Raw genomic sequence first — 19,797 nt, 5'->3', positions numbered from 1 at the left:
TGCTGCATGGGCCAACGTATTGCAGCACTTACCGCCCGTGACGACTCAACCATTGCTCGGCCAGTACTCGCGCTTTCGCGTCGGCCGTAAACACCGCCTCGAGATCATCCACCACAACCACAGGTTCGAGATTTAACACTTCCTCGATGATACTCGCGATTTCCGGGTAGCGAACCCGCCCGTCGAGAAACGCCGCGACAGCCACTTCATTCGCCGCATTGAGCATGGCCGGCGCGCTATTGCCCGCTTCGGCGGCCTGACGCGCAAGGCGCAGGCAAGGGAAACGCTCTTCATCGGGCGCCTGAAAGTCCAGGCGCGCGATGGCAAACAGATCCAGCGGCGCTACACCCGAATCGATACGCTCCGGCCAGGCCAGGGCATTGGCGATCGGCGTGCGCATGTCCGGATTACCTAACTGCGCCAGCACCGAGCCATCGATATAATCGACCAGCGAATGAATCACGCTCTGCGGGTGAATCACCACTTCGACCTGGGACGGCTTGGCGTCGAACAGCCAGCAGGCTTCAATCAATTCAAGCCCTTTGTTCATCATGCTGGCCGAATCGACCGAAATCTTGCGACCCATGGACCAGTTCGGATGCGCGCACGCTTGCTCAGGGGAAACATGCACCAATTCAGCCATCGGCGTCTGTCGGAACGGACCACCAGAGGCTGTCAGCAGAATCCGACGCACGCCGACCGCGCCAAGCCCACGGGCGAAATCCTGTGGCATGCACTGAAAAATCGCGTTGTGTTCACTGTCGATCGGCAGCAGCACCGAGCCGCTTTTGCGCACGGCCTGCATGAACAAGGCACCCGACATGACCAGCGCTTCTTTGTTGGCCAGCAGGATCTTCTTGCCCGCCTCGACCGCCGCCAGGGTCGGACGCAAGCCCGCCGCGCCAACGATGGCCGCCATGACCGCATCGACCTCCGGATCGGAAGCCACCTGACACAGGCCCTCCTCCCCCACCAGCACGCGGGTCGACAGGCCTGCGGCGCGCAAGTCGTCCTGCAAGGTTCGGGCAGCGCCCGCTTCCGGCACGACGGCAAACCGCGGCACATGACGCACGCACAAGGCCAGTAGCTCACTCAGGCGGGTAAAACCGCTCAAGGCGAACACCTGATAGCGCTCGGGATGGCGAGCGATCACATCCAGGGTGCTCAGACCAATCGAACCGGTCGCCCCCAGAACGGTAATCTGTTGTGGGCGGCTCACGGTGCGGCCATCCACAACAGCACGGCAAAGACAGGGATCGCGGCCGTCAGGCTGTCGATGCGATCCAGCACACCGCCATGCCCCGGCAACAGGTTACTGCTGTCCTTGATGCCCGATTGACGTTTGAACATGCTCTCGGTTAGGTCGCCCACGACCGAGATGAACACGATAATTGCCGCACCGATCAACCCTTTGAAGAGATCGGCAACCGTCCAGTCGCGAACCAGGCCGACAATGACAGTGATTACCAGGCTCAACGCCAGGCCGCCATACACGCCTTCCCAACTCTTGCCAGGGCTGACCTGCGGCGCCAGCTTGCGCTTGCCAAAGGCCCGACCCGAAAAGTACGCGCCGATATCGGCGCCCCAGACCAGCACCATCACCGCCATGATCAGCCAGTTACCCAAGGGTTCCTGCTTGATCTGGACCAGACCTTGCCAGGCCGGCAGCAGGATCAGCAAACCGATCACCAGCTTGCAGGCGGCGCTGGACCAGTATTCGCTGGAACGCGGGTAAGTCAGCACCAGATACGTCGCCACGCCCCACCAGAGCACCGCAGCACCCAACACCCAGGGCGCGAGCCCCGGCAGGATGTGCATGACAAACAGCATCAATGCGACCACAACCGCATAGGCAACGCGAATTGGCTGGGCGGTGAAGCCTGCCAGGCGAGCCCACTCCCACGCACCAAGGGTCACGACCAGCCCGATGAACAGCGCAAAGCCTGTGCCTTCGAGCAGGAAAAACCCGCACAAAGCGATCGGCAGCAGGATCAGCGCGGTGATGATTCGTTGTTTAAGCATTAAACCCGGGCTCCAGACTCGACCTGCTCGCTCGTTTTACCGAAGCGGCGCTGACGAGAAGCGAAATCGGCCAGCGCGTTACGCATGGCGTCGTGTTTGAAGTCCGGCCAGAACAGGTCGGAGAAATACAACTCGGCATAAGCCAGTTGCCACAGCAGGAAGTTGCTGATGCGGTGTTCGCCACCGGTGCGGATGCACAAGTCAGGCAACGGCAGATCGCCGGTGGCCAGACAGGTCTGCAACAGCTCGGGCGTGATGTCCTCCGGACGCAGATGCCCGGCCTGAACCTCCCGCGCCAAGCGCTGCGCGGCTTGCGCGATATCCCACTGGCCGCCATAGTTCGCGGCGATCTGCAAGACAAAGCGGTTGGCACCGGCGGTCATCGCCTCGGCTTCACGCATGGCTGCCTGAAGCTCGGGATGAAAGCGCGAACGATCACCGATGATGCGCAGACTGATGTTGTTGTCATTGAGGCGCTTGGCCTCGCGACGCAACGCCTTGAAGAACAGATCCATCAAGGCACTGACTTCATCGGCCGGGCGCTGCCAGTTCTCACTGGAAAAGGCGAACAGGGTCAATACCTCGACGCCGGCCTCGGCGCACACCTCGATCACTGCGCGAACCGCATCCACGCCCGCTTTATGCCCGGCGACACCCGGCATAAAGCGCTTTTTCGCCCAGCGATTATTACCATCCATGATGATCGCGACATGGCGCGGCACCGCGGACGGCGCAGTCTGCTTAGTCTTTTCCATGAAAACGCGACCCTTATACGGCCATCAGGTCTTTTTCTTTCTGCGCCAGATTTGCGTCGATTTCAGCCACGTACTTCTTGGTCAAATCGTCGATCTCGCCAGTGGCACGACGCTCTTCGTCTTCGCTGATTTCCTTTTCCTTGACCAGATCCTTCAGCGAGCTGTTGGCATCGCGACGGATGTTGCGCACCGCAACACGGGCATCTTCAGCGACATCGCGAGCCTGCTTGGTGAAGCCCTTGCGGGTTTCTTCGGTCAGGGCCGGCATGGAGATCAGCAGCAACTCACCCAGGTTGGTCGGGTTGAGGTTCAGACCCGCGCTACCGATGGCTTTGTCGACGGCACCCAGCATGTTGCGCTCAAAGGCAACGACTTGCAGGGTACGGGCGTCTTTGACGGTGATGTTCGCTACCTGCTTGATCGGAGTATCGGAACCGTAATACGGCACCATCACGCCTTCAAGAATGCTTGGGTGCGCCTGGCCGGTACGAATACGGCCGAAGTTGTGCGTCAGCGACTCCACGGATTTTTTCATACGCTCTTGAGCGTCTTTCTTGATTTCATTGATCATTGTTGGCCTTCCTCGATCAGGGTCCCTTCAGCGCCGCCATGTACGATGTTCAGCAGGGCGCCGGGCTTGTTCATGTTAAAGACGCGCAACGGCATCTTGTGGTCGCGGCACAGGCAAATGGCCGTCAGATCCATCACGCCCAGCTTGCGATCCAGCACTTCATCGTAGGTCAGATGATCGAACTTCTCGGCATGCGGGTCTTTGAATGGGTCAGCGGTGTAGACGCCATCGACCTTGGTCGCCTTGAGCACGACATCGGCGTCGATTTCGATCGCTCGCAAGCAGGCTGCCGAATCCGTGGTGAAGAACGGATTACCGGTACCGGCCGCAAAGATCACGACTTCCTTGGCGTTCAGGTGGCGCATGGCTTTGCGGCGATCGTAGTGATCGGTCACGCCAACCATGGAAATGGCCGACATCACGATGGCCGAGATATTGGCACGTTCCAGCGCATCGCGCATCGCCAGGGCGTTCATCACAGTGGCCAGCATGCCCATGTGGTCGCCAGTTACCCGATCCATGCCGGCCGCGCTCAGCGCTGCACCGCGGAACAGGTTGCCACCGCCGATCACCAGACCAACCTGAACACCGATGCCGACCAGTTGGCCGACTTCAAGCGCCATGCGATCCAGAACTTTCGGATCGATCCCGAACTCTTCCGAGCCCATCAGGGCCTCGCCGCTAAGCTTGAGTAGAATGCGTTTATAGCGAGCCTGATAACCACTGCCCTGCTGAGCCATTGCGAATCTCTCCTGCGGCGTATTTTAAAATTCTTTGCGAGCTGTTTACAGCTGGCGTTCACTCTAGCTTGGCGCTGCTTCAGCGCCATCGGAACATGGCTTTGTAAGCCAGTTCCAAAGGGAAACCAATAAAAAATTGGTGCCCCATCTGAAAAGAGGCTGCGCGCGTAAGCGGGCAGCCTCTTCAGGGCGACAGTTAAAAAACCGTCTTATTGCTTGGCGGCAGCCAGCTGGGCAGCAACTTCTTCAGCGAAGTTGTCGACCGGCTTCTCGATGCCTTCGCCTACTTTGAAGTAGGTGAAAGAAACGATTTCTGCACCGGCTTTCTTGGCCAGTTCGCCAACCTTGATTTCAGGGTTCTTGACGAACGCCTGCTCAACCAGGCTCGCTTCAGCCAGGAACTTGCTGATACGGCCTTTGACCATGTTTTCAACAATGTTTTCCGGCTTGCCGGCGATCTTGTCAGCGTTGAGGGTCAGGAACACGCCCTTCTCACGCTCTACCGCTTCAGCGGAAACTTCCGATGGCAGCAGGAATTCAGGGTTGGTAGCTGCTACGTGCATGGCGATGTCTTTGGCCAGCTCAACAGTGCCGCCCTTGAGAACAACCGCAACACCGATCTTGTTACCGTGCAGGTAACCACCAACAACATCACCTTCAACGCGAGCCAGGCGACGGATGTTGACGTTTTCGCCAACCTTGCCGACCAGAACCAGGCGAGCTGCTTCTTGAGCTTCGATCAGCGGAGCAACATCAGTCAGCTTGTCAGCGAATGCTTTTTCAACGCTGGAAGCAACAAATGCCTTGAAGTCGTCCTGCAGAGCCAGGAAGTCGGTCTGCGAGTTCACTTCAAGCAGAACGGCAGTTTTACCGTCTTCTTTCAGAGCGATAGCGCCTTCAGCAGCTACGTTGCCTGCTTTCTTGGCAGCCTTGATGGCGCCCGAAGCACGCATGTCATCAATGGCTTTTTCGATGTCGCCGCCAGCCTTGGTCAAGGCCTTTTTGCAGTCCATCATGCCTTCGCCGGTACGCTCGCGCAGTTCTTTGACCAACGCTGCAGTAATCTCTGCCATTTCAAAATTCCTCTTGGATAGGTTTTCAACCATTCCACCCGATCGAACGGGCGATCAATTCTTCCCGAACCCACTTGTTAGCAGCTGCACGTTACAGAGCCTGTAGCTGCGCCGCTCACAAACGGTTTTCGAGGTGGCAAAAAGGGGGCCAAGCCCCCTTTTTGCTTACTGAGTCAACGCCAAGGCGTCAATTACTCAGCTGCAGCTACCGGAGCTTCTTCAACGAACTGCTCGGTGCCACCGGCAACGTGGTTGCGACCACGGATTACAGCGTCAGCCATCGAACCCATGTACAACTGGATAGCGCGGATTGCGTCATCGTTGCCTGGGATGATGTAGTCAACGCCTTCCGGGCTGCTGTTGGTATCGACTACGCCGATAACCGGGATGCCCAGCTTGTTGGCTTCGGTGATCGCGATGCGCTCGTGATCAACGTCGATAACGAACAGAGCGTCTGGCAGACCGCCCATGTCCTTGATACCACCCAGGGAACGATCGAGCTTCTCAAGATCGCGAGTGCGCATCAGCGCTTCTTTCTTGGTCAGCTTGGCGAAAGTACCGTCTTCGGCTTGCACTTCAAGGTCACGCAGACGCTTGATGGAAGCACGGATGGTTTTGAAGTTGGTCAGCATGCCGCCCAACCAGCGGTGATCGACGTACGGCGAACCGCAACGTGCTGCTTCTTCAGCAACGATCTTGCCAGCGGAACGCTTGGTGCCGACGAACAGAATCTTGTTTTTGCCCTGGGCCAGACGCTCTACGAAAGTCAGAGCTTCGTTGAACATTGGCAGGGTTTTTTCAAGGTTGATAATGTGGATCTTGTTACGCGCGCCGAAAATGTACTTACCCATTTTCGGGTTCCAGTAACGGGTCTGGTGACCGAAGTGCACACCGGCCTTCAGCATATCGCGCATGTTGACTTGGGACATGATAGTTCCTTAATAAGTCGGGTTTGGCCTCCACGTATCCCAATGACCAACCAGCAGCATCAGCTGAAGGCACCCAGGTCATCGTGTCGACACGTGTGTGGATTTAAGCCTTTCGGGGTATCCCCGGAAAGCGGCGCATTTTATATCACAGGGCTGCAAAAAACGGAACCCGGATTCTCAATTCCTGACGCACGACTTCAGCCGCGCCCTTGGAATCGCCCAAGAATGCGCCAATCTATAGAGAGAAGCGATGCACAGAGGCTCAGATTTGCGCTGATCGTCTGTTAGAATCGCGTTTTTCAGGGCCGCGAAGATCGATCGCGCAATGCCCATTTCGTTTTAGCAAGCGCCATCGAGCGCAGAGAGAGCCCGTATGACCGTCACCCTCAAAACCCCCGAGGACATCGCCAAGATGCGTGTCGCCGGCAAACTGGCCGCCGATGTGCTGGAAATGATTGCCGAACATGTCAAGCCGGGCATCACCACCGAAGAACTGGACCGCATCTGCCACGACTACATCGTCAACGAGCAGAAAGCCATCCCTGCCCCGCTCAACTATAAAGGCTACCCGAAGTCGATCTGCACCTCGATCAACCACGTGGTCTGCCATGGCATCCCGAACGAGAAGCCGCTGAAGGATGGCGACACGCTGAACATCGATGTCACCGTCATCAAGGACGGTTTCCACGGCGACACCAGCCGCATGTTCCACGTCGGCTCCGTGCCGGTCTGGGCCGAGCGCCTGTCGCAAATCACCCAGGAATGCATGTACAAGGCCATCGAAATCGTCAAACCCGGCTGCCGCCTGGGCGACATCGGTGAAATCATCCAGAAACACGCTGAAAAGAACGGTTTCTCGGTGGTTCGCGAGTTCTGCGGTCACGGCATCGGCAAGGTGTTCCACGAAGAGCCGCAAATCCTGCACTACGGCCGCGCCGGCACCGGCATGGAACTGAAAGCGGGCATGACCTTCACCATCGAGCCGATGATCAACCAGGGCAAGGCCGACACCAAGGTATTGGGCGACGGCTGGACCGCGATCACCAAGGACCGCAAGCTGTCGGCCCAGTGGGAACACACCCTGTTGGTGACCGAGACCGGTTACGAGATCTTTACCTTGCGCGCCGATGACACCATCCCGCGCGTATCGGCCTGATCCGAACCCAGGCAGCACCCAGAGCCTTATAGATAGATAGGAAAGCCAATCGATGCCGCAGGTGGATCCCGAACTCTTCGACCGCGGCCAGTTCCAGGCTGAACTGGCCCTGAAGGCAAGCCCGATCGCGGCCTTCAAGAAGGCGATCCGCCAGGCCCGCGAGGTGCTCGACGGGCGCTTTCGCAGCGGCCGGGACATTCGCCGGTTGATCGAGGATCGTGCCTGGTTCGTCGATAACATCCTGCAGAAGGCCTGGGAGCAATTCAACTGGAGCGAAGACGCCGACATTGCGCTGGTCGCGGTCGGCGGCTACGGTCGCGGCGAATTGCACCCTTGTTCCGACATCGACCTGCTGATCCTGCTGGACAGCGCCGATCACGAAGTTTTCCGTGATTCCATCGAGCGTTTTCTGACGCTGTTGTGGGACATCGGCCTGGAAGTCGGCCAGAGCGTTCGCTCCGTGGACGAATGCGCCGTTGAAGCCCGCGCCGACCTGACGGTTGTCACCAATCTGATGGAAAGCCGCACCATCTGCGGCCCCGAGCGCCTGCGTCAGCGCATGCTCGACGTCACCAGCACCGCGCACATGTGGCCGAGCAAGGACTTCTTCCTCGCCAAGCGCGCCGAACAAAAGGCCCGCCACCACAAATACAACGACACCGAATACAACCTGGAACCCAACGTCAAAGGCTCGCCCGGCGGCCTGCGGGACATTCAGACGATTCTGTGGGTGGCCCGCCGCGAATACGGCACGCTGAACCTGCGGGCCCTGGCCGGCGAAGGTTTCCTGGTCGAAAGCGAAAACGCCCTGCTGGCCTCGTCCCAGGAGTTTTTGTGGAAGGTCAGGTATGCGCTGCACATGCTCGCCGGTCGCTCCGAAGACCGCTTGCTGTTCGACCACCAGCGCTCGATTGCCGGGTTGCTGGGTTTCGAAGGCGATGATGCCAAGCACACCATCGAAAACTTCATGCAGCAGTATTACCGGGTGGTCATGAGCATTGCCCAGCTCAGCGACCTGATCATCCAGCACTTCGAGGAAGTCATCCTCGCCCCGGAAGACGAAGCGCCGCCGCAGCCGATCAATTCGCGATTCCAGCTGCACGACGGCTACATCGAGGCGCGCAACGACAATGTGTTCCGTCGTACGCCGTTCGCCATGCTCGAAATCTTCGTGCTGATGGCCCAGCAGCCGGAAATCAAAGGCGTGCGTGCCGATACCATTCGTCTGTTGCGTGAGCACCGTCACCTGATCGACGACGATTTTCGCAATGACATTCGCAACACCAGCCTGTTCATCGAACTGTTCAAGTGCAAGATCGGTATCCACCGCAACCTGCGCCGGATGAACCGTTACGGCATCCTCGGGCGTTACTTGCCGGAGTTCGGCTTCATTGTCGGGCAGATGCAGCACGATCTGTTTCACATCTATACGGTCGACGCTCACACCCTGAATCTGATCAAGCACCTGCGTAAGTTGCAGTACACCCAGGTGTCGGAAAAATTCCCGCTGGCCAGCAAGCTCATGGGCAAACTGCCCAAACCCGAGCTGATCTACCTGGCCGGCCTGTACCACGACATCGGCAAGGGCCGGCACGGCGACCACTCGGAAATCGGCGCGGTGGATGCCGAAGCCTTTTGCCAGCGCCACCAACTCCCGGTGTGGGACAGCCGCCTGATCGTCTGGCTGGTGCAGAACCACCTGGTGATGTCGACCACCGCCCAGCGCAAGGACTTGTCCGACCCGCAGGTGATCCACGATTTCGCACAAGCCGTCGCCGACGAAACCCGTCTCGATTATCTGTATGTGCTGACCGTTGCCGACATCAACGCCACCAACCCGACTCTCTGGAATTCATGGCGAGCCAGCCTCTTGCGCCAGTTGTACACCGAGACCAAGCGTGCCTTGCGCCGCGGCCTGGAAAACCCGGTGGACCGCGAAATGCAGATCCGTCAGACCCAGAGCGCAGCCCTGGACATTCTGGTGCGCGGCGGTACCGATCCGGACGACGTAGAACAGCTGTGGTCGCAATTGGGCGATGACTATTTCCTGCGTCACACCGCCGGCGACGTCGCCTGGCACAGTGACGCGATCCTCCAGCAACCGGCCGATGGCGGGCCGCTGGTGTTGATCAAGGAAACCACCCAGCGCGAGTTCGAGGGCGGCACGCAGATCTTCATCTACGCACCTGACCAGCATGACTTCTTCGCCGTGACCGTGGCCGCGATGGACCAGCTCAACCTGAACATTCACGACGCCCGGGTCATCACCTCCAGCAGCCAGTTCACCCTCGACACCTACATCGTGCTCGACACTGACGGCGACTCGATCGGTGATAACCCGGCACGGGTCAAACAGATCCGCGACGGTCTGACCGAAGCCCTGCACAACCCGGATGACTACCCGACCATCATCCAGCGCCGCGTGCCGCGTCAGCTCAAACATTTCGCATTTGCGCCACAGGTGACGATCCACAACGACGCTCAGCGACCCGTGACGGTGCTGGAACTCAGCGCGCCGGATCGCCCCGGGCTGCTGGCGAGAATCGGCACGATCTTCCTTGAGTTCGACCTGTCGCTGCAGAACGCCAAGATTGCGACCCTCGGCGAACGCGTGGAAGACGTGTTCTTTATCACCGACGCCCACAACCAACCGCTGTCCGACCCGCTGCTGTGCACCCGTTTGCAGGATGCGATCGTTGAACAGCTGACCGTCAGTAACGAACCCGATATCAAATTGTCCCGACTCAGTATCTGAGTTAACAAATTTTCCCCTGTGGGAGCAGGCTCCCTCCCACATTGAAAGAGGCCCCCATGAACAACGCTCTGAACCAGTTGCAGCCCTACCCGTTCGAGAAGCTCCGCGCCCTGCTCGGCAGCGTCACGCCAAACCCGGACAAGCGCGCCATCGCCTTGTCCATCGGCGAGCCGAAGCACCGTTCGCCAAGCTTCGTCGCCGAAGCCTTGGCAAGCAATCTGGACCAGATGGCCGTGTACCCGACCACCCTCGGCATTCCGGCCCTGCGCGAAGCCATCGGCGCGTGGTGCGAACGCCGCTTCAGCGTCCCGACCGGCTGGCTCGACCCGGCGCGCAACGTGCTGCCGGTCAACGGCACCCGCGAAGCGCTGTTTGCTTTCACCCAGACTGTGGTCAACCGTGGCGAAGACGCACTGGTGGTCAGCCCGAACCCGTTCTATCAGATCTACGAGGGCGCGGCGTTCCTCGCCGGAGCCAAGCCGCACTACCTGCCATGCCTGGACGAAAACGGCTTCAACCCGGATTTCGACGCAGTTTCGCCGGACATCTGGAAACGCTGCCAGATCCTGTTCCTGTGCTCGCCCGGTAACCCGACCGGTGCGCTGATTCCGGTCGATACCCTGAAAAAACTGATCGCCCTCGCCGACGAATACGATTTCGTCATTGCCGCCGACGAGTGCTACAGCGAACTGTATTTCGACGAACACACCCCGCCGGCTGGCCTGCTCAGCGCCTGCGTCGAACTGGGCCGCAAGGATTTCAAGCGTTGCGTGGTATTCCACAGCCTGTCCAAGCGCTCCAACTTGCCTGGCCTGCGTTCGGGTTTCGTGGCCGGCGACGCCGACATTCTCAAAGGCTTCCTGCTCTATCGCACGTACCACGGCTGCGCGATGCCGGTTCAGACCCAACTGGCCAGCGTCGCCGCGTGGAATGACGAAGTGCACGTACGCGCCAACCGTGCGCTGTACCGTGAGAAGTACGATGCAGTGCTGGAAATCCTCGGCCCGGTAATGGACGTGCAGCGTCCGGATGGCGGGTTCTATTTGTGGCCAAATATTGAAGGCGACGACGAGGCGTTCTGCCGCGATCTGTTTGTTGAAGAACACGTGACGGTGGTGCCCGGTTCTTATTTGTCCCGTGAGGTGGACGGTTTTAATCCGGGCGCAGGTCGTGTGCGTATGGCGTTGGTTGCGCCGTTGGCTGAGTGTGTTGAAGCGGCCAAGCGGATTCGTGCGTTTATTACCCGCAAGCAGTAATCCATGAAGCCGTGCCAGTCAATCTGGCACGGCAACTTTTAATACCAGTACCCTACTTCAATACAAACAACCCTGCTCAATTATAAGACACCAAAGTTTTATAAAGCCATATTGCTTGCCGAGTGCAATACCCGACAACTCTAACAACACCAAGTAACACATCCCGCAAGCTCTCCCCTTTACCAAATCCAATACCAACACTAGATTCTACTTCCGCAGAAAAATCTGCTCCTTCACTAATAAACAAGGAAGTTAAATCATGTATTCCGCAGTAACTTTTTCTATCACTGTGTCCGAAGAATTAGAGGCACCCTGCAACCTTGCATTCAGAACGCACACCCCTACTCAGGTTTTCCCAGGAGTAGCAGAATAATGTGGGCCAAGAAAAACCCTTCCAAACTCTGGACTCCCGGCCGCACTATTCGCATTGCCTTTCTCAATGGCACCCAGGAGTTCAAAGCCGCGACCATCTCTGCAGCCAACAAATGGCTGCCGCATATCAATTTAAAGTTCGAATTCGTCGAAGGTAAAGAAGGCGACATTCGCATACTTAGCGAGGAAGGAACGTTCTCGTCTAACGTCGGCACAGACGCACTGTTATCTACAGATGAGCCGACAATGAGGCTCTGGCCGCATTCACCCGCCCACGCACGTTATTTTGCAGCCAATGTAATGCATGAATTCGGCCATATGCTGGGGGCAGAACATGAGCAGACCAACCCGACAGCAAACATCCCCTGGAACACGTCAGCCATCTATGCAGAACATCGATTAACCGATAACCCCGAAGAAGACGACTACCAAGCCAAAGTAACGCGAAAAAGACTGCACCAATGGTACCTGGATCGCGCAGCCCCCGACGCAAGCATTTATTCGGAGTACGACCGAAAGTCGATCATGCACTACGAAATCCGCCAATCGTGGACCGAAGGCGACTTCCGGGTATTTCTCAACTTTGATCTCAGTGAAAAAGACAAAGCCTTCATGGCGAAGGCCTATCCGTATCCGGCAGAGAACGAATAACCGTCCATTAAAGGAGAGTTATTTGACTTGCCCGAAGTCTGCTTCGCTTGAACCAAATTCCCCCAATACTTCGCGCAAAACATCATCGCTGATCTGATGCCGACGGCTCGGGTTGTTAAAAAGCCAAGCGCTACGTCCGTAGCGCTTTCAAGCGTATTCCGCTGCAGCCAATCAACAGCGGCTCCCAGGTAATCGACAGCATTGAAATGCCATATTAGCCGCTTAGAATGCGGGCTGGCCGTTGCACCAAGGTCGCATCACCCACACACACTGCAATCATTGTGGGAGCGAGCTTGCTCCCACAGGTTCTGCGTTTGACTGAACGACATGACAACCGCAGCCGACGCGAAACCGTCCGGTCATGGCATAATCCGTCACCTTTAATTTCCAGCACCTGCAAAGGGGGCAATTCCTTGACCGTTTCAAGCAAAACGTTGCACCTTTTCGGCATCAAAGCCTGCGACACCATGAAAAAGGCGCGCACCTGGCTCGATGAACACGCTGTCAGCTATGACTTCCATGATTACAAGACGGCCGGAATCGACCGTAAACACCTGACCCAATGGTGCGACGAGCACGGCTGGCAAGTGGTGTTGAACCGTGCAGGCACGACCTTTCGCAAGCTCGACGACGAACGCAAAGCCGATCTCGACCAAGCGAAAGCCATCGAACTGATGCTCGCACAACCCTCGATGATCAAGCGCCCGGTGCTTGATCTCGGTGACCGAACCCTGATTGGCTTCAAGCCAGATATCTACGCGGCAGCTCTCCAGTAAGGCAGCCCGTTCCATTTTGTTAGAGGTATCAACATGTCCACTACTCTGTTCAGCCTGGCCTTTGGTGTCGGCACTCAAAACCGTCAAGGCGCATGGCTGGAAGTGTTTTACGCACAGCCACTGCTCAACCCGTCGGCCGAACTGGTCGCGGCCATCGCGCCGGTTCTGGGCTACACCGAAGGCAATCAGGCCATCGCATTCAGCACCGCACAGGCCTCGCAACTGGCTGAAGCGCTGAAAGGCGTCGACGCTGCACAGGCTGCCTTGCTGACCCGTCTGGCCGAGAGCCACAAGCCGCTGGTCGCGACCATTCTGGCCGAAGATGCTCAGCTGACCTCCACGCCTGAGGCTTACCTCAAGCTGCATTTGCTGTCCCATCGCCTGGTCAAGCCGCACGGCCTGAACCTCGCTGGCGTGTTCCCGTTGCTGCCGAACGTGGCCTGGACCAGCCAGGGCGCCATCGACCTAGCCGAACTGGCCGAGCATCAACTGGAAGCCCGTCTGCGCGGCGAACTGCTGGAAGTGTTCTCAGTAGACAAGTTCCCTAAAATGACCGACTACGTAGTTCCGGCCGGCGTGCGTATCGCTGACGCGGCGCGTATTCGTCTGGGCGCTTACGTCGGCGAAGGCACCACCGTCATGCACGAAGGTTTCGTCAACTTCAATGCCGGCACCGAAGGCCCGGGCATGATCGAAGGTCGTGTGTCGGCTGGCGTTTTCGTCGGCAAGGGTTCGGACCTGGGCGGCGGTTGCTCGACCATGGGCACCCTGTCGGGTGGCGGCAACATCGTGATCAAGGTCGGCGAAGGCTGCCTGATCGGCGCGAACGCCGGTATCGGCATCCCGTTGGGCGACCGCAACACCGTTGAGTCGGGCCTGTACGTGACCGCGGGTACCAAAGTGGCGCTGCTGGACGAGAAAAATCAGCTGGTTAAAGTCGTGAAGGCCCGTGAACTGGCCGGTCAGCCTGATCTGCTGTTCCGTCGTAATTCGGAAACCGGTGCCGTGGAATGCAAAACCCACAAATCGGCGATCGAACTGAACGAAGCGCTGCACGCTCACAACTAAGCGCCACATAAACACCTGTGGGAGCGGGCTTGTGTGGCGAGGGAGCTTGCTCCCGCTCGGCTGCGAAGCAGTCGCAAAGCTTTTGGGGCCGCTTCGCGACCCAGCGGGAGCAAGCTCCCTCGCCACACAAGCCCGCTCCCACAAGGTCAGGCGTACACCCGCCCATGTTGACCAGGGCCCGATAGCATGATGATTCCCTCTCCCTGGCGCGCCGACTTTCCGGCCATCGCCGCTTTGCAACGGCAAGACCAGACCTATCTGGACAACGCCGCCACCACGCAAAAACCTCAAGCCCTGCTGGATGCCCTGGCGCATTACTACGCCAATGGCGCGGCCAACGTGCATCGGGCGCAACACCTGCCCGGCGCCCATGCCACCCAGGCGTTCGAGGCCAGCCGCAGCAAAGTCGCCCAATGGCTGAATGCTGGCGATTGCGGGCAGATCATCTTTACCCATGGCGCGACCTCCGCGCTGAACCTCCTGGCGTATGGCCTGGAGCACTTATTCACGCCGGGCGATGAGATTGTCATCAGCGCCCTGGAGCATCACGCCAACCTGCTGCCGTGGCAGCAACTGGCCCTGCGTCGCGACTTGAAACTGGTGATCTTGCCGCTGGACGCTGGCGGTTTGATCGACCTTGATGCCGCTGCTCAACTGATCGGTCCGCGCACCCGTCTGCTGGCGGTCAGTCAGCTGTCGAACGTGCTCGGCGCCTGGCAGCCGTTGTCCGCCTTGCTGGCGATGGCCAAGGCGCACGACGCGTTGACCGTGGTCGATGGCGCGCAAGGCGTGGTGCATGGTCGGCATGACGTGCAGGCGCTGGGTTGCGACTTTTATGTGTTCTCCAGCCACAAGCTCTATGGCCCAGACGGTTTGGGCGTGCTGTTCGGTCGCCATGAAGCGCTCAAGCAACTGCGCCATTGGCAGTTCGGCGGTGAAATGGTGCTGGATGCGGATTACCACAGCGCACGCTTTCGCCCCGCGCCACTGGGTTTCGAAGCGGGCACACCGCCGATTGCCGGTGTGATCGGTCTGGGGGCAACGCTGGATTATCTCGCGGGGCTTGATCAGGACGCCGTGTCTACCCATGAAGCGGCGCTGCATGACTATTTGTTAAAGGGTCTTGAAGCGCGCAATGGCATTCGACTGTTGGGCAAGCCGCAACTGGCGCTGGCCAGCTTTGTCGTCGAGGGTGTGCATAACTCTGATCTGGCGCATTTGCTGACCGAACAGGGCATCGCCGTGCGCGCCGGACATCACTGCGCCATGCCATTGCTCAAGAGCTTCGAACTGGCCGGGGCGATCCGGGTGTCGTTGGCGCTGTATAACGATTCCGAAGACCTGGAGCGGTTCTTTGAAGCGCTGGATCAGGCGCTGGAGTTGTTACGATGAGCTTACCGGCCGATGCGGTGACGGCGCTGCAAACCTTTGAGGATGCGGCTGGCTGGGAACAGCGGGCGCGCTTGTTGATGCAATGGGGCGACCGCCTGCCTGCGTTGAGTGACGTGGACAAAGTAGACGCCAACCGCGTGCATGGCTGTGAAAGCCAGGTGTGGTTGGTGGGGTCGCTGGAGGATGGTCACTGGCAGTTTGCGGCCAGCAGCGATGCGCGGATGATTCGCGGGTTGGTGGCGTTGCTGCTGGCGCGGGTTAACGGGTTGTCGGCAGATGAGTTGCGGCAGGTGGATTTGCCAGGGTGGTTCGATCAGCTGGGGCTGAGTCGGCAGTTGTCGCCTTCGCGCAGTAATGGCCTCAATGCCGTGCTACAGCGGATGAATGAGTTGGCAGGCTAACCGCCCTCTGTAGGAGGAGGCTTGCCCGCGAAGGCGTCTTACCTGACACACCGCTTTCGCGGGCAAGCCTCGCTCCTACAGGTTCTGCCAAACCCTTTCAGATCAAGCCGGTTTAACCCGATCTGCCGGGCGCCTAACCCCTGCCACAATCTTATCCACAGCCTTGGTCGCCGCGACCATGCCGAACGTCGCCGTCACCATCATCACCGCGCCAAACCCGCCGGCGCAGTCGAGCTTCACGCCATCGCCGACAAAACTCTTCTGCAAGCAAATGCTGCCATCCGGCTTCGGGTAGCGCAGTTGTTCGGTCGAAAACACGCACGGCACGCTGTAATGACGGGTGACGGTGCGCGAGAAGCCGTAATCGCGGCGCAGGGTCGAGCGCACTTTCGACGCCAACGGGTCATTGAAGGTCCGGTTCAGATCGCAGACTTGAATCAGCGTCGGGTCGATCTGCCCGCCCGCCCCGCCGGTGGTGATGATCTGGATCTTGCGGCGCTTGCACCAGGCAATCAGCGCAGCCTTCGCATTCACGCTGTCGATGCAATCGATCACGCAGTCGATGTTCGGCGTGATGTATTCGGCCATGGTCTCGCGCGTCACGAAATCCGCCACGGCGTGCACCGTGCAGTCCGGGTTGATCCCGCGTAAACGCTCGGCCATCACCTCGACCTTGGGTTTGCCGACAGTGCTGTCCAACGCGTGCAACTGACGGTTGGCATTGCTGACGCAGACGTCATCGAGGTCGAACAGCGAAATCTCGCCCACGCCACAACGGGCGATGGCTTCCGCCGCCCAGGAACCGACGCCACCGACGCCGACAATGGCCACATGGGCTGCGCGCAGGCGCTCCAGGCCGTCGATGCCATACAAACGGGCGATGCCTGCAAACCGCGGATCTTCTGTACTCATGACCATTACCCCAAAAACCGGCGCGCATTATAGGGCTAGTACCGCAACAAGATCTAAGTTACCGCGACAAGTGAAAGAACTTATGCGAAACGGGATTGCCAAACGTAGGGCATTTCCCTGTCAGCTATACGCTCAAGGAATGCCCGGTGTAGGATGCGCGCCCCTTGGCACACGCCGACCGGTCCTTCGTTCCACAGCCTTTGGAACCAGAAATAACTATGTCATCGCGTAAATTTGGACTCAACCTGGTCGTGGTGCTCGCCATCGCAGCCTTGTTTACCGGCTTCTGGGCGCTGATCAATCGCCCGGTAACCGCTCCCAACTGGCCTGAGCAGATCTCCGGCTTTTCGTACTCGCCGTTCCAGCAGGGTCAGTACCCACAAAAAGAGCAGTACCCGACCGACGATGAAATGCGTCGCGACCTGGAGATCATGAGCAAGCTGACGGACAACATCCGTACTTACTCGGTCGACGGTTCCCTGGGAGACATTCCCAAACTGGCGGAAGAATTCGGTCTGCGGGTCACCCTCGGTATCTGGATCAGCCCGGACGAGGAGCGCAACGAGCGTGAAATCCTGCGCGCCATCGAACTCGCCAACACCTCCCGCAGTGTGGTTCGCGTGGTTGTAGGCAACGAGGCGATATTCCGTAAGGAAATTACCGCCGCAGAACTCAGCATCATTCTGGATCGCGTCCGCGCGGCGGTGAAAGTGCCGGTAACCACGTCCGAGCAATGGCACGTCTGGGAAGAAAACCCGAGCCTGGCCAAGCACGTCGACCTGATCGCCGCCCACGTCCTGCCGTACTGGGAACATGTGCCGATGGAGCAATCCGGGCAGTTCGTACTCGACCGTGCCCGTGACTTGAAAAAGATGTTCCCGAAAAAGCCGCTGTTGCTGTCGGAAGTCGGCTGGCCGAGCAATGGCCGCATGCGCGGTGGCGCCGATGCATCGCCCGCGGATCAGGCGATTTACCTGCGCACGCTGGTCAACAAGCTCAACCGCCAGGGTTTCAACTACTTCGTGATCGAAGCGTTTGACCAACCGTGGAAGGCCAGTGACGAAGGTTCGGTGGGCGCTTACTGGGGCGTTTTCAACGCCGCGCGCCAGCAGAAATTCAACTTCGAAGGCCCGGTCGTCGCGATCCCGCAATGGCGCGTGCTGGCGGTCGGTTCGGTGGTCCTGGCGCTGCTGTCCCTGACCCTGCTGATGATCGACGGCTCGGCCCTGCGTCAACGCGGCCGTACCTTTCTGACCTTCATCGCGTTCCTTTGCGGTTCGGTGCTGGTATGGATCGGTTACGACTACAGCCTGCAATACAGCACCTGGTTTAGCCTGACGGTGGGCTTCCTCCTCGCCCTTGGCGCACTCGGGGTCTTTATCGTGCTGCTGACCGAGGCCCATGAACTGGCCGAAGCGGTCTGGACCCACAAGCGTCGGCGCGAATTCCTGCCGGTGGTGGGCGATTCGGACTACCGACCAAAAGTCTCGATTCACGTCCCTTGCTACAACGAGCCGCCGGAGATGGTCAAACAGACCCTCAATGCCTTGGCCAACCTCGACTATCCGGACTTCGAAGTTCTGATCATCGACAACAACACCAAGGACCCGGCGGTCTGGGAACCGGTGCAGGCTTATTGCGAAACGCTGGGCCCGCGCTTCAAGTTCTTCCACGTCGCGCCGCTGGCCGGCTTCAAGGGTGGCGCGCTGAATTACCTGATTCCGCACACCGCCAAGGATGCCGAAGTGATTGCGGTGATCGATTCGGACTACTGCGTCGACCCGAACTGGCTCAAGCACATGGTGCCGCACTTCGCCGACCCGAAAATCGCTGTGGTGCAGTCGCCACAGGATTACCGCGATCAGAACGAAAGCACCTTCAAGAAGCTTTGCTACGCGGAATACAAAGGCTTCTTCCACATCGGCATGGTCACCCGCAACGACCGTGACGCGATCATCCAGCACGGCACCATGACCATGACCCGGCGTTCGGTGCTCGAGGAATTGGGCTGGGCCGACTGGTGCATTTGTGAAGACGCCGAGTTGGGTCTGCGCGTGTTCGAAAAAGGTCTGTCGGCGGCGTATTACCACACCAGCTACGGCAAAGGCCTGATGCCCGATACCTTTATCGACTTCAAGAAACAGCGTTTCCGCTGGGCCTATGGCGCGATTCAGATCATCAAGCGTCACACCACCAGCCTGCTGCGCGGCAAGGGCACCGAGCTGACCCGAGGCCAGCGTTACCACTTCCTCGCGGGCTGGTTGCCGTGGGTGGCGGACGGCATGAACATCTTCTTCACCGTGGGCGCGTTGTTGTGGTCGGCGGCGATGATCATCGTGCCGCAGCGGGTCGATCCGCCGTTGCTGATTTTCGCGATCCCGCCATTGGCGCTGTTCGTGTTCAAGGTGGGCAAGATCATCTTCCTGTACCGTCGTGCGGTGGGGGTCAACCTGAAAGATGCGTTCTGCGCGGCACTGGCCGGGCTGGCGTTGTCGCACACCATCGCCAAAGCAGTGCTGTACGGCTTCTTCACCAGCAGCATTCCGTTTTTCCGCACACCCAAGAACGCCGATAACCACGGCTTCTGGGTGGCGATTTCGGAGGCGCGCGAAGAAGTGTTCATCATGCTGCTGTTGTGGGGCGCGGCGCTGGGGATTTACCTGGTGAACGGCATGCCGAGCAACGACATGCGCTTCTGGGTGACCATGTTGCTGGTGCAGTCGCTGCCGTACCTGGCGGCGCTGATCATGGCGTTCCTGTCTTCGCTGCCGAAACCGGCACCTGAGGCCGAAACGGCACCGGCAGTCTAAATCTGCGCAGATGCACTAAACGGCGGCCAATGGTCGCCGTTTTGCTTTAAGATAACCGCCATTTTGCAGGGCTTGGCGTGATATCCATCCCTGTGGGAGCCAGCCTGCTGGCGATGGCAATGTAACAATCAACGTTTATGTTGACTGCCACACCGCCA

The 19,797-nt window shown here is 58.9% G+C and carries 17 protein-coding genes; 9 read left to right on the top strand and 8 right to left on the bottom strand.

The genetic code is table 11. The features are described from left to right. Positions 1 to 28: 28 nt before the first annotated feature. The 7 genes from ispC to rpsB form a co-directional block, all read right to left on the bottom strand. Positions 29 to 1,219, bottom strand: coding sequence for a 1-deoxy-D-xylulose-5-phosphate reductoisomerase (gene ispC, locus ACA070_RS05540; protein ID WP_497450353.1), 1,191 nt, complete (start codon positions 1,217 to 1,219; stop codon positions 29 to 31). Beyond that, positions 1,216 to 2,022, bottom strand: a complete 807-nt coding sequence (locus tag ACA070_RS05535) for a phosphatidate cytidylyltransferase (RefSeq protein WP_497450352.1) — start codon at positions 2,020 to 2,022, stop codon at positions 1,216 to 1,218. Before ACA070_RS05535 ends, ispC begins: the two co-directional genes overlap by 4 nt. Continuing rightward, on the bottom strand, positions 2,022 to 2,777 hold the full coding sequence (gene uppS, locus ACA070_RS05530; RefSeq protein WP_461979908.1) for a polyprenyl diphosphate synthase: 756 nt from the start codon (positions 2,775 to 2,777) through the stop codon (positions 2,022 to 2,024). The genes ACA070_RS05535 and uppS overlap by 1 nt, the downstream gene beginning before the upstream one ends. 13 nt (positions 2,778 to 2,790) lie before the next feature. Further along, positions 2,791 to 3,348: a ribosome recycling factor gene (gene frr / locus ACA070_RS05525; RefSeq protein WP_338585033.1), complete on the bottom strand. Its 558-nt coding sequence runs from the start codon at positions 3,346 to 3,348 to the stop codon at positions 2,791 to 2,793. Continuing rightward, positions 3,345 to 4,088: a UMP kinase gene (gene pyrH / locus ACA070_RS05520; protein ID WP_003172271.1), complete on the bottom strand. Its 744-nt coding sequence runs from the start codon at positions 4,086 to 4,088 to the stop codon at positions 3,345 to 3,347. Before pyrH ends, frr begins: the two co-directional genes overlap by 4 nt. 209 nt (positions 4,089 to 4,297) lie before the next feature. Next, positions 4,298 to 5,161 (bottom strand): translation elongation factor Ts, encoded by an 864-nt coding sequence (gene tsf / locus ACA070_RS05515; protein WP_497450351.1) that lies wholly within the window; start codon positions 5,159 to 5,161, stop codon positions 4,298 to 4,300. Between the two features lie 191 nt (positions 5,162 to 5,352). Further along, positions 5,353 to 6,090, bottom strand: coding sequence for a 30S ribosomal protein S2 (gene rpsB, locus ACA070_RS05510; RefSeq protein ID WP_003219330.1), 738 nt, complete (start codon positions 6,088 to 6,090; stop codon positions 5,353 to 5,355). 373 nt (positions 6,091 to 6,463) lie between these two features. Here rpsB and map point away from each other — a divergent pair, with 373 nt between their 5' ends. The 8 genes from map to ACA070_RS05470 all read left to right on the top strand — a co-directional run bounded on the left by map (position 6,464) and on the right by ACA070_RS05470 (position 15,917). After that, positions 6,464 to 7,246 carry a type I methionyl aminopeptidase gene (map, locus tag ACA070_RS05505; RefSeq protein ID WP_497450350.1) on the top strand — a complete coding sequence of 261 codons (783 nt, stop codon included), beginning with the start codon at positions 6,464 to 6,466 and terminating at the stop codon, positions 7,244 to 7,246. 52 nt (positions 7,247 to 7,298) lie between these two features. Then, positions 7,299 to 10,001 carry a [protein-PII] uridylyltransferase gene (locus ACA070_RS05500; RefSeq protein WP_497450349.1) on the top strand — a complete coding sequence of 901 codons (2,703 nt, stop codon included), beginning with the start codon at positions 7,299 to 7,301 and terminating at the stop codon, positions 9,999 to 10,001. A gap of 56 nt (positions 10,002 to 10,057) precedes the next feature. Further along, entirely contained in the window at positions 10,058 to 11,257 is a 1,200-nt protein-coding gene (dapC, locus tag ACA070_RS05495; RefSeq protein ID WP_497450348.1) for a succinyldiaminopimelate transaminase, read from the top strand. 372 nt (positions 11,258 to 11,629) lie between these two features. Then, on the top strand, positions 11,630 to 12,280 hold the full coding sequence (locus ACA070_RS05490) for a zinc metalloprotease (RefSeq protein WP_497450347.1): 651 nt from the start codon (positions 11,630 to 11,632) through the stop codon (positions 12,278 to 12,280). Between the two features lie 467 nt (positions 12,281 to 12,747). Further along, positions 12,748 to 13,056: an arsenate reductase gene (locus tag ACA070_RS05485; RefSeq protein WP_497451916.1), complete on the top strand. Its 309-nt coding sequence runs from the start codon at positions 12,748 to 12,750 to the stop codon at positions 13,054 to 13,056. Positions 13,057 to 13,089: 33 nt separating this feature from the next. Beyond that, on the top strand, positions 13,090 to 14,124 hold the full coding sequence (dapD, locus tag ACA070_RS05480) for a 2,3,4,5-tetrahydropyridine-2,6-dicarboxylate N-succinyltransferase (RefSeq protein ID WP_200667793.1): 1,035 nt from the start codon (positions 13,090 to 13,092) through the stop codon (positions 14,122 to 14,124). A gap of 186 nt (positions 14,125 to 14,310) precedes the next feature. After that, positions 14,311 to 15,516, top strand: a complete 1,206-nt coding sequence (locus tag ACA070_RS05475; RefSeq protein WP_497450346.1) for an aminotransferase class V-fold PLP-dependent enzyme — start codon at positions 14,311 to 14,313, stop codon at positions 15,514 to 15,516. Next, positions 15,513 to 15,917: a SufE family protein gene (locus ACA070_RS05470; protein ID WP_497450345.1), complete on the top strand. Its 405-nt coding sequence runs from the start codon at positions 15,513 to 15,515 to the stop codon at positions 15,915 to 15,917. The genes ACA070_RS05475 and ACA070_RS05470 overlap by 4 nt, the downstream gene beginning before the upstream one ends. A 102-nt stretch (positions 15,918 to 16,019) precedes the next feature. Here ACA070_RS05470 and tcdA read toward each other — a convergent pair whose 3' ends face one another. After that, positions 16,020 to 16,829 (bottom strand): tRNA cyclic N6-threonylcarbamoyladenosine(37) synthase TcdA, encoded by an 810-nt coding sequence (gene tcdA / locus ACA070_RS05465; RefSeq protein ID WP_497450344.1) that lies wholly within the window; start codon positions 16,827 to 16,829, stop codon positions 16,020 to 16,022. A 218-nt stretch (positions 16,830 to 17,047) separates the two neighbouring features. Between tcdA and ACA070_RS05460 the strand changes: the two genes are divergently transcribed. Further along, entirely contained in the window at positions 17,048 to 19,639 is a 2,592-nt protein-coding gene (locus ACA070_RS05460) for a glycosyltransferase (RefSeq protein ID WP_497450343.1), read from the top strand. Positions 19,640 to 19,797 lie beyond the last annotated feature (158 nt).

The organism is Pseudomonas sp. LBUM1678, assembly GCF_059695575.1.
Note: the sequence above shows the minus strand (reverse complement) of the source record. Positions and strands in the feature narration are given on the sequence as shown.

Coding starts and splice junctions, on each gene's coding strand:
- tcdA (WP_497450344.1), bottom strand. CDS start 16,829: ATGAGTACAGAAGATCCGCGGTTTGCAGGCATCGCCCGTTTGTATGGC.
- rpsB (WP_003219330.1), bottom strand. CDS start 6,090: ATGTCCCAAGTCAACATGCGCGATATGCTGAAGGCCGGTGTGCACTTC.
- ACA070_RS05470 (WP_497450345.1), top strand. CDS start 15,513: ATGAGCTTACCGGCCGATGCGGTGACGGCGCTGCAAACCTTTGAGGAT.
- ACA070_RS05475 (WP_497450346.1), top strand. CDS start 14,311: ATGATGATTCCCTCTCCCTGGCGCGCCGACTTTCCGGCCATCGCCGCT.
- map (WP_497450350.1), top strand. CDS start 6,464: ATGACCGTCACCCTCAAAACCCCCGAGGACATCGCCAAGATGCGTGTC.
- ACA070_RS05485 (WP_497451916.1), top strand. CDS start 12,748: ATGAAAAAGGCGCGCACCTGGCTCGATGAACACGCTGTCAGCTATGAC.
- tsf (WP_497450351.1), bottom strand. CDS start 5,161: ATGGCAGAGATTACTGCAGCGTTGGTCAAAGAACTGCGCGAGCGTACC.
- pyrH (WP_003172271.1), bottom strand. CDS start 4,088: ATGGCTCAGCAGGGCAGTGGTTATCAGGCTCGCTATAAACGCATTCTA.
- dapD (WP_200667793.1), top strand. CDS start 13,090: ATGTCCACTACTCTGTTCAGCCTGGCCTTTGGTGTCGGCACTCAAAAC.
- frr (WP_338585033.1), bottom strand. CDS start 3,348: ATGATCAATGAAATCAAGAAAGACGCTCAAGAGCGTATGAAAAAATCC.
- uppS (WP_461979908.1), bottom strand. CDS start 2,777: ATGGAAAAGACTAAGCAGACTGCGCCGTCCGCGGTGCCGCGCCATGTC.
- ACA070_RS05490 (WP_497450347.1), top strand. CDS start 11,630: ATGTGGGCCAAGAAAAACCCTTCCAAACTCTGGACTCCCGGCCGCACT.
- dapC (WP_497450348.1), top strand. CDS start 10,058: ATGAACAACGCTCTGAACCAGTTGCAGCCCTACCCGTTCGAGAAGCTC.
- ACA070_RS05460 (WP_497450343.1), top strand. CDS start 17,048: ATGTCATCGCGTAAATTTGGACTCAACCTGGTCGTGGTGCTCGCCATC.
- ACA070_RS05535 (WP_497450352.1), bottom strand. CDS start 2,022: ATGCTTAAACAACGAATCATCACCGCGCTGATCCTGCTGCCGATCGCT.
- ACA070_RS05500 (WP_497450349.1), top strand. CDS start 7,299: ATGCCGCAGGTGGATCCCGAACTCTTCGACCGCGGCCAGTTCCAGGCT.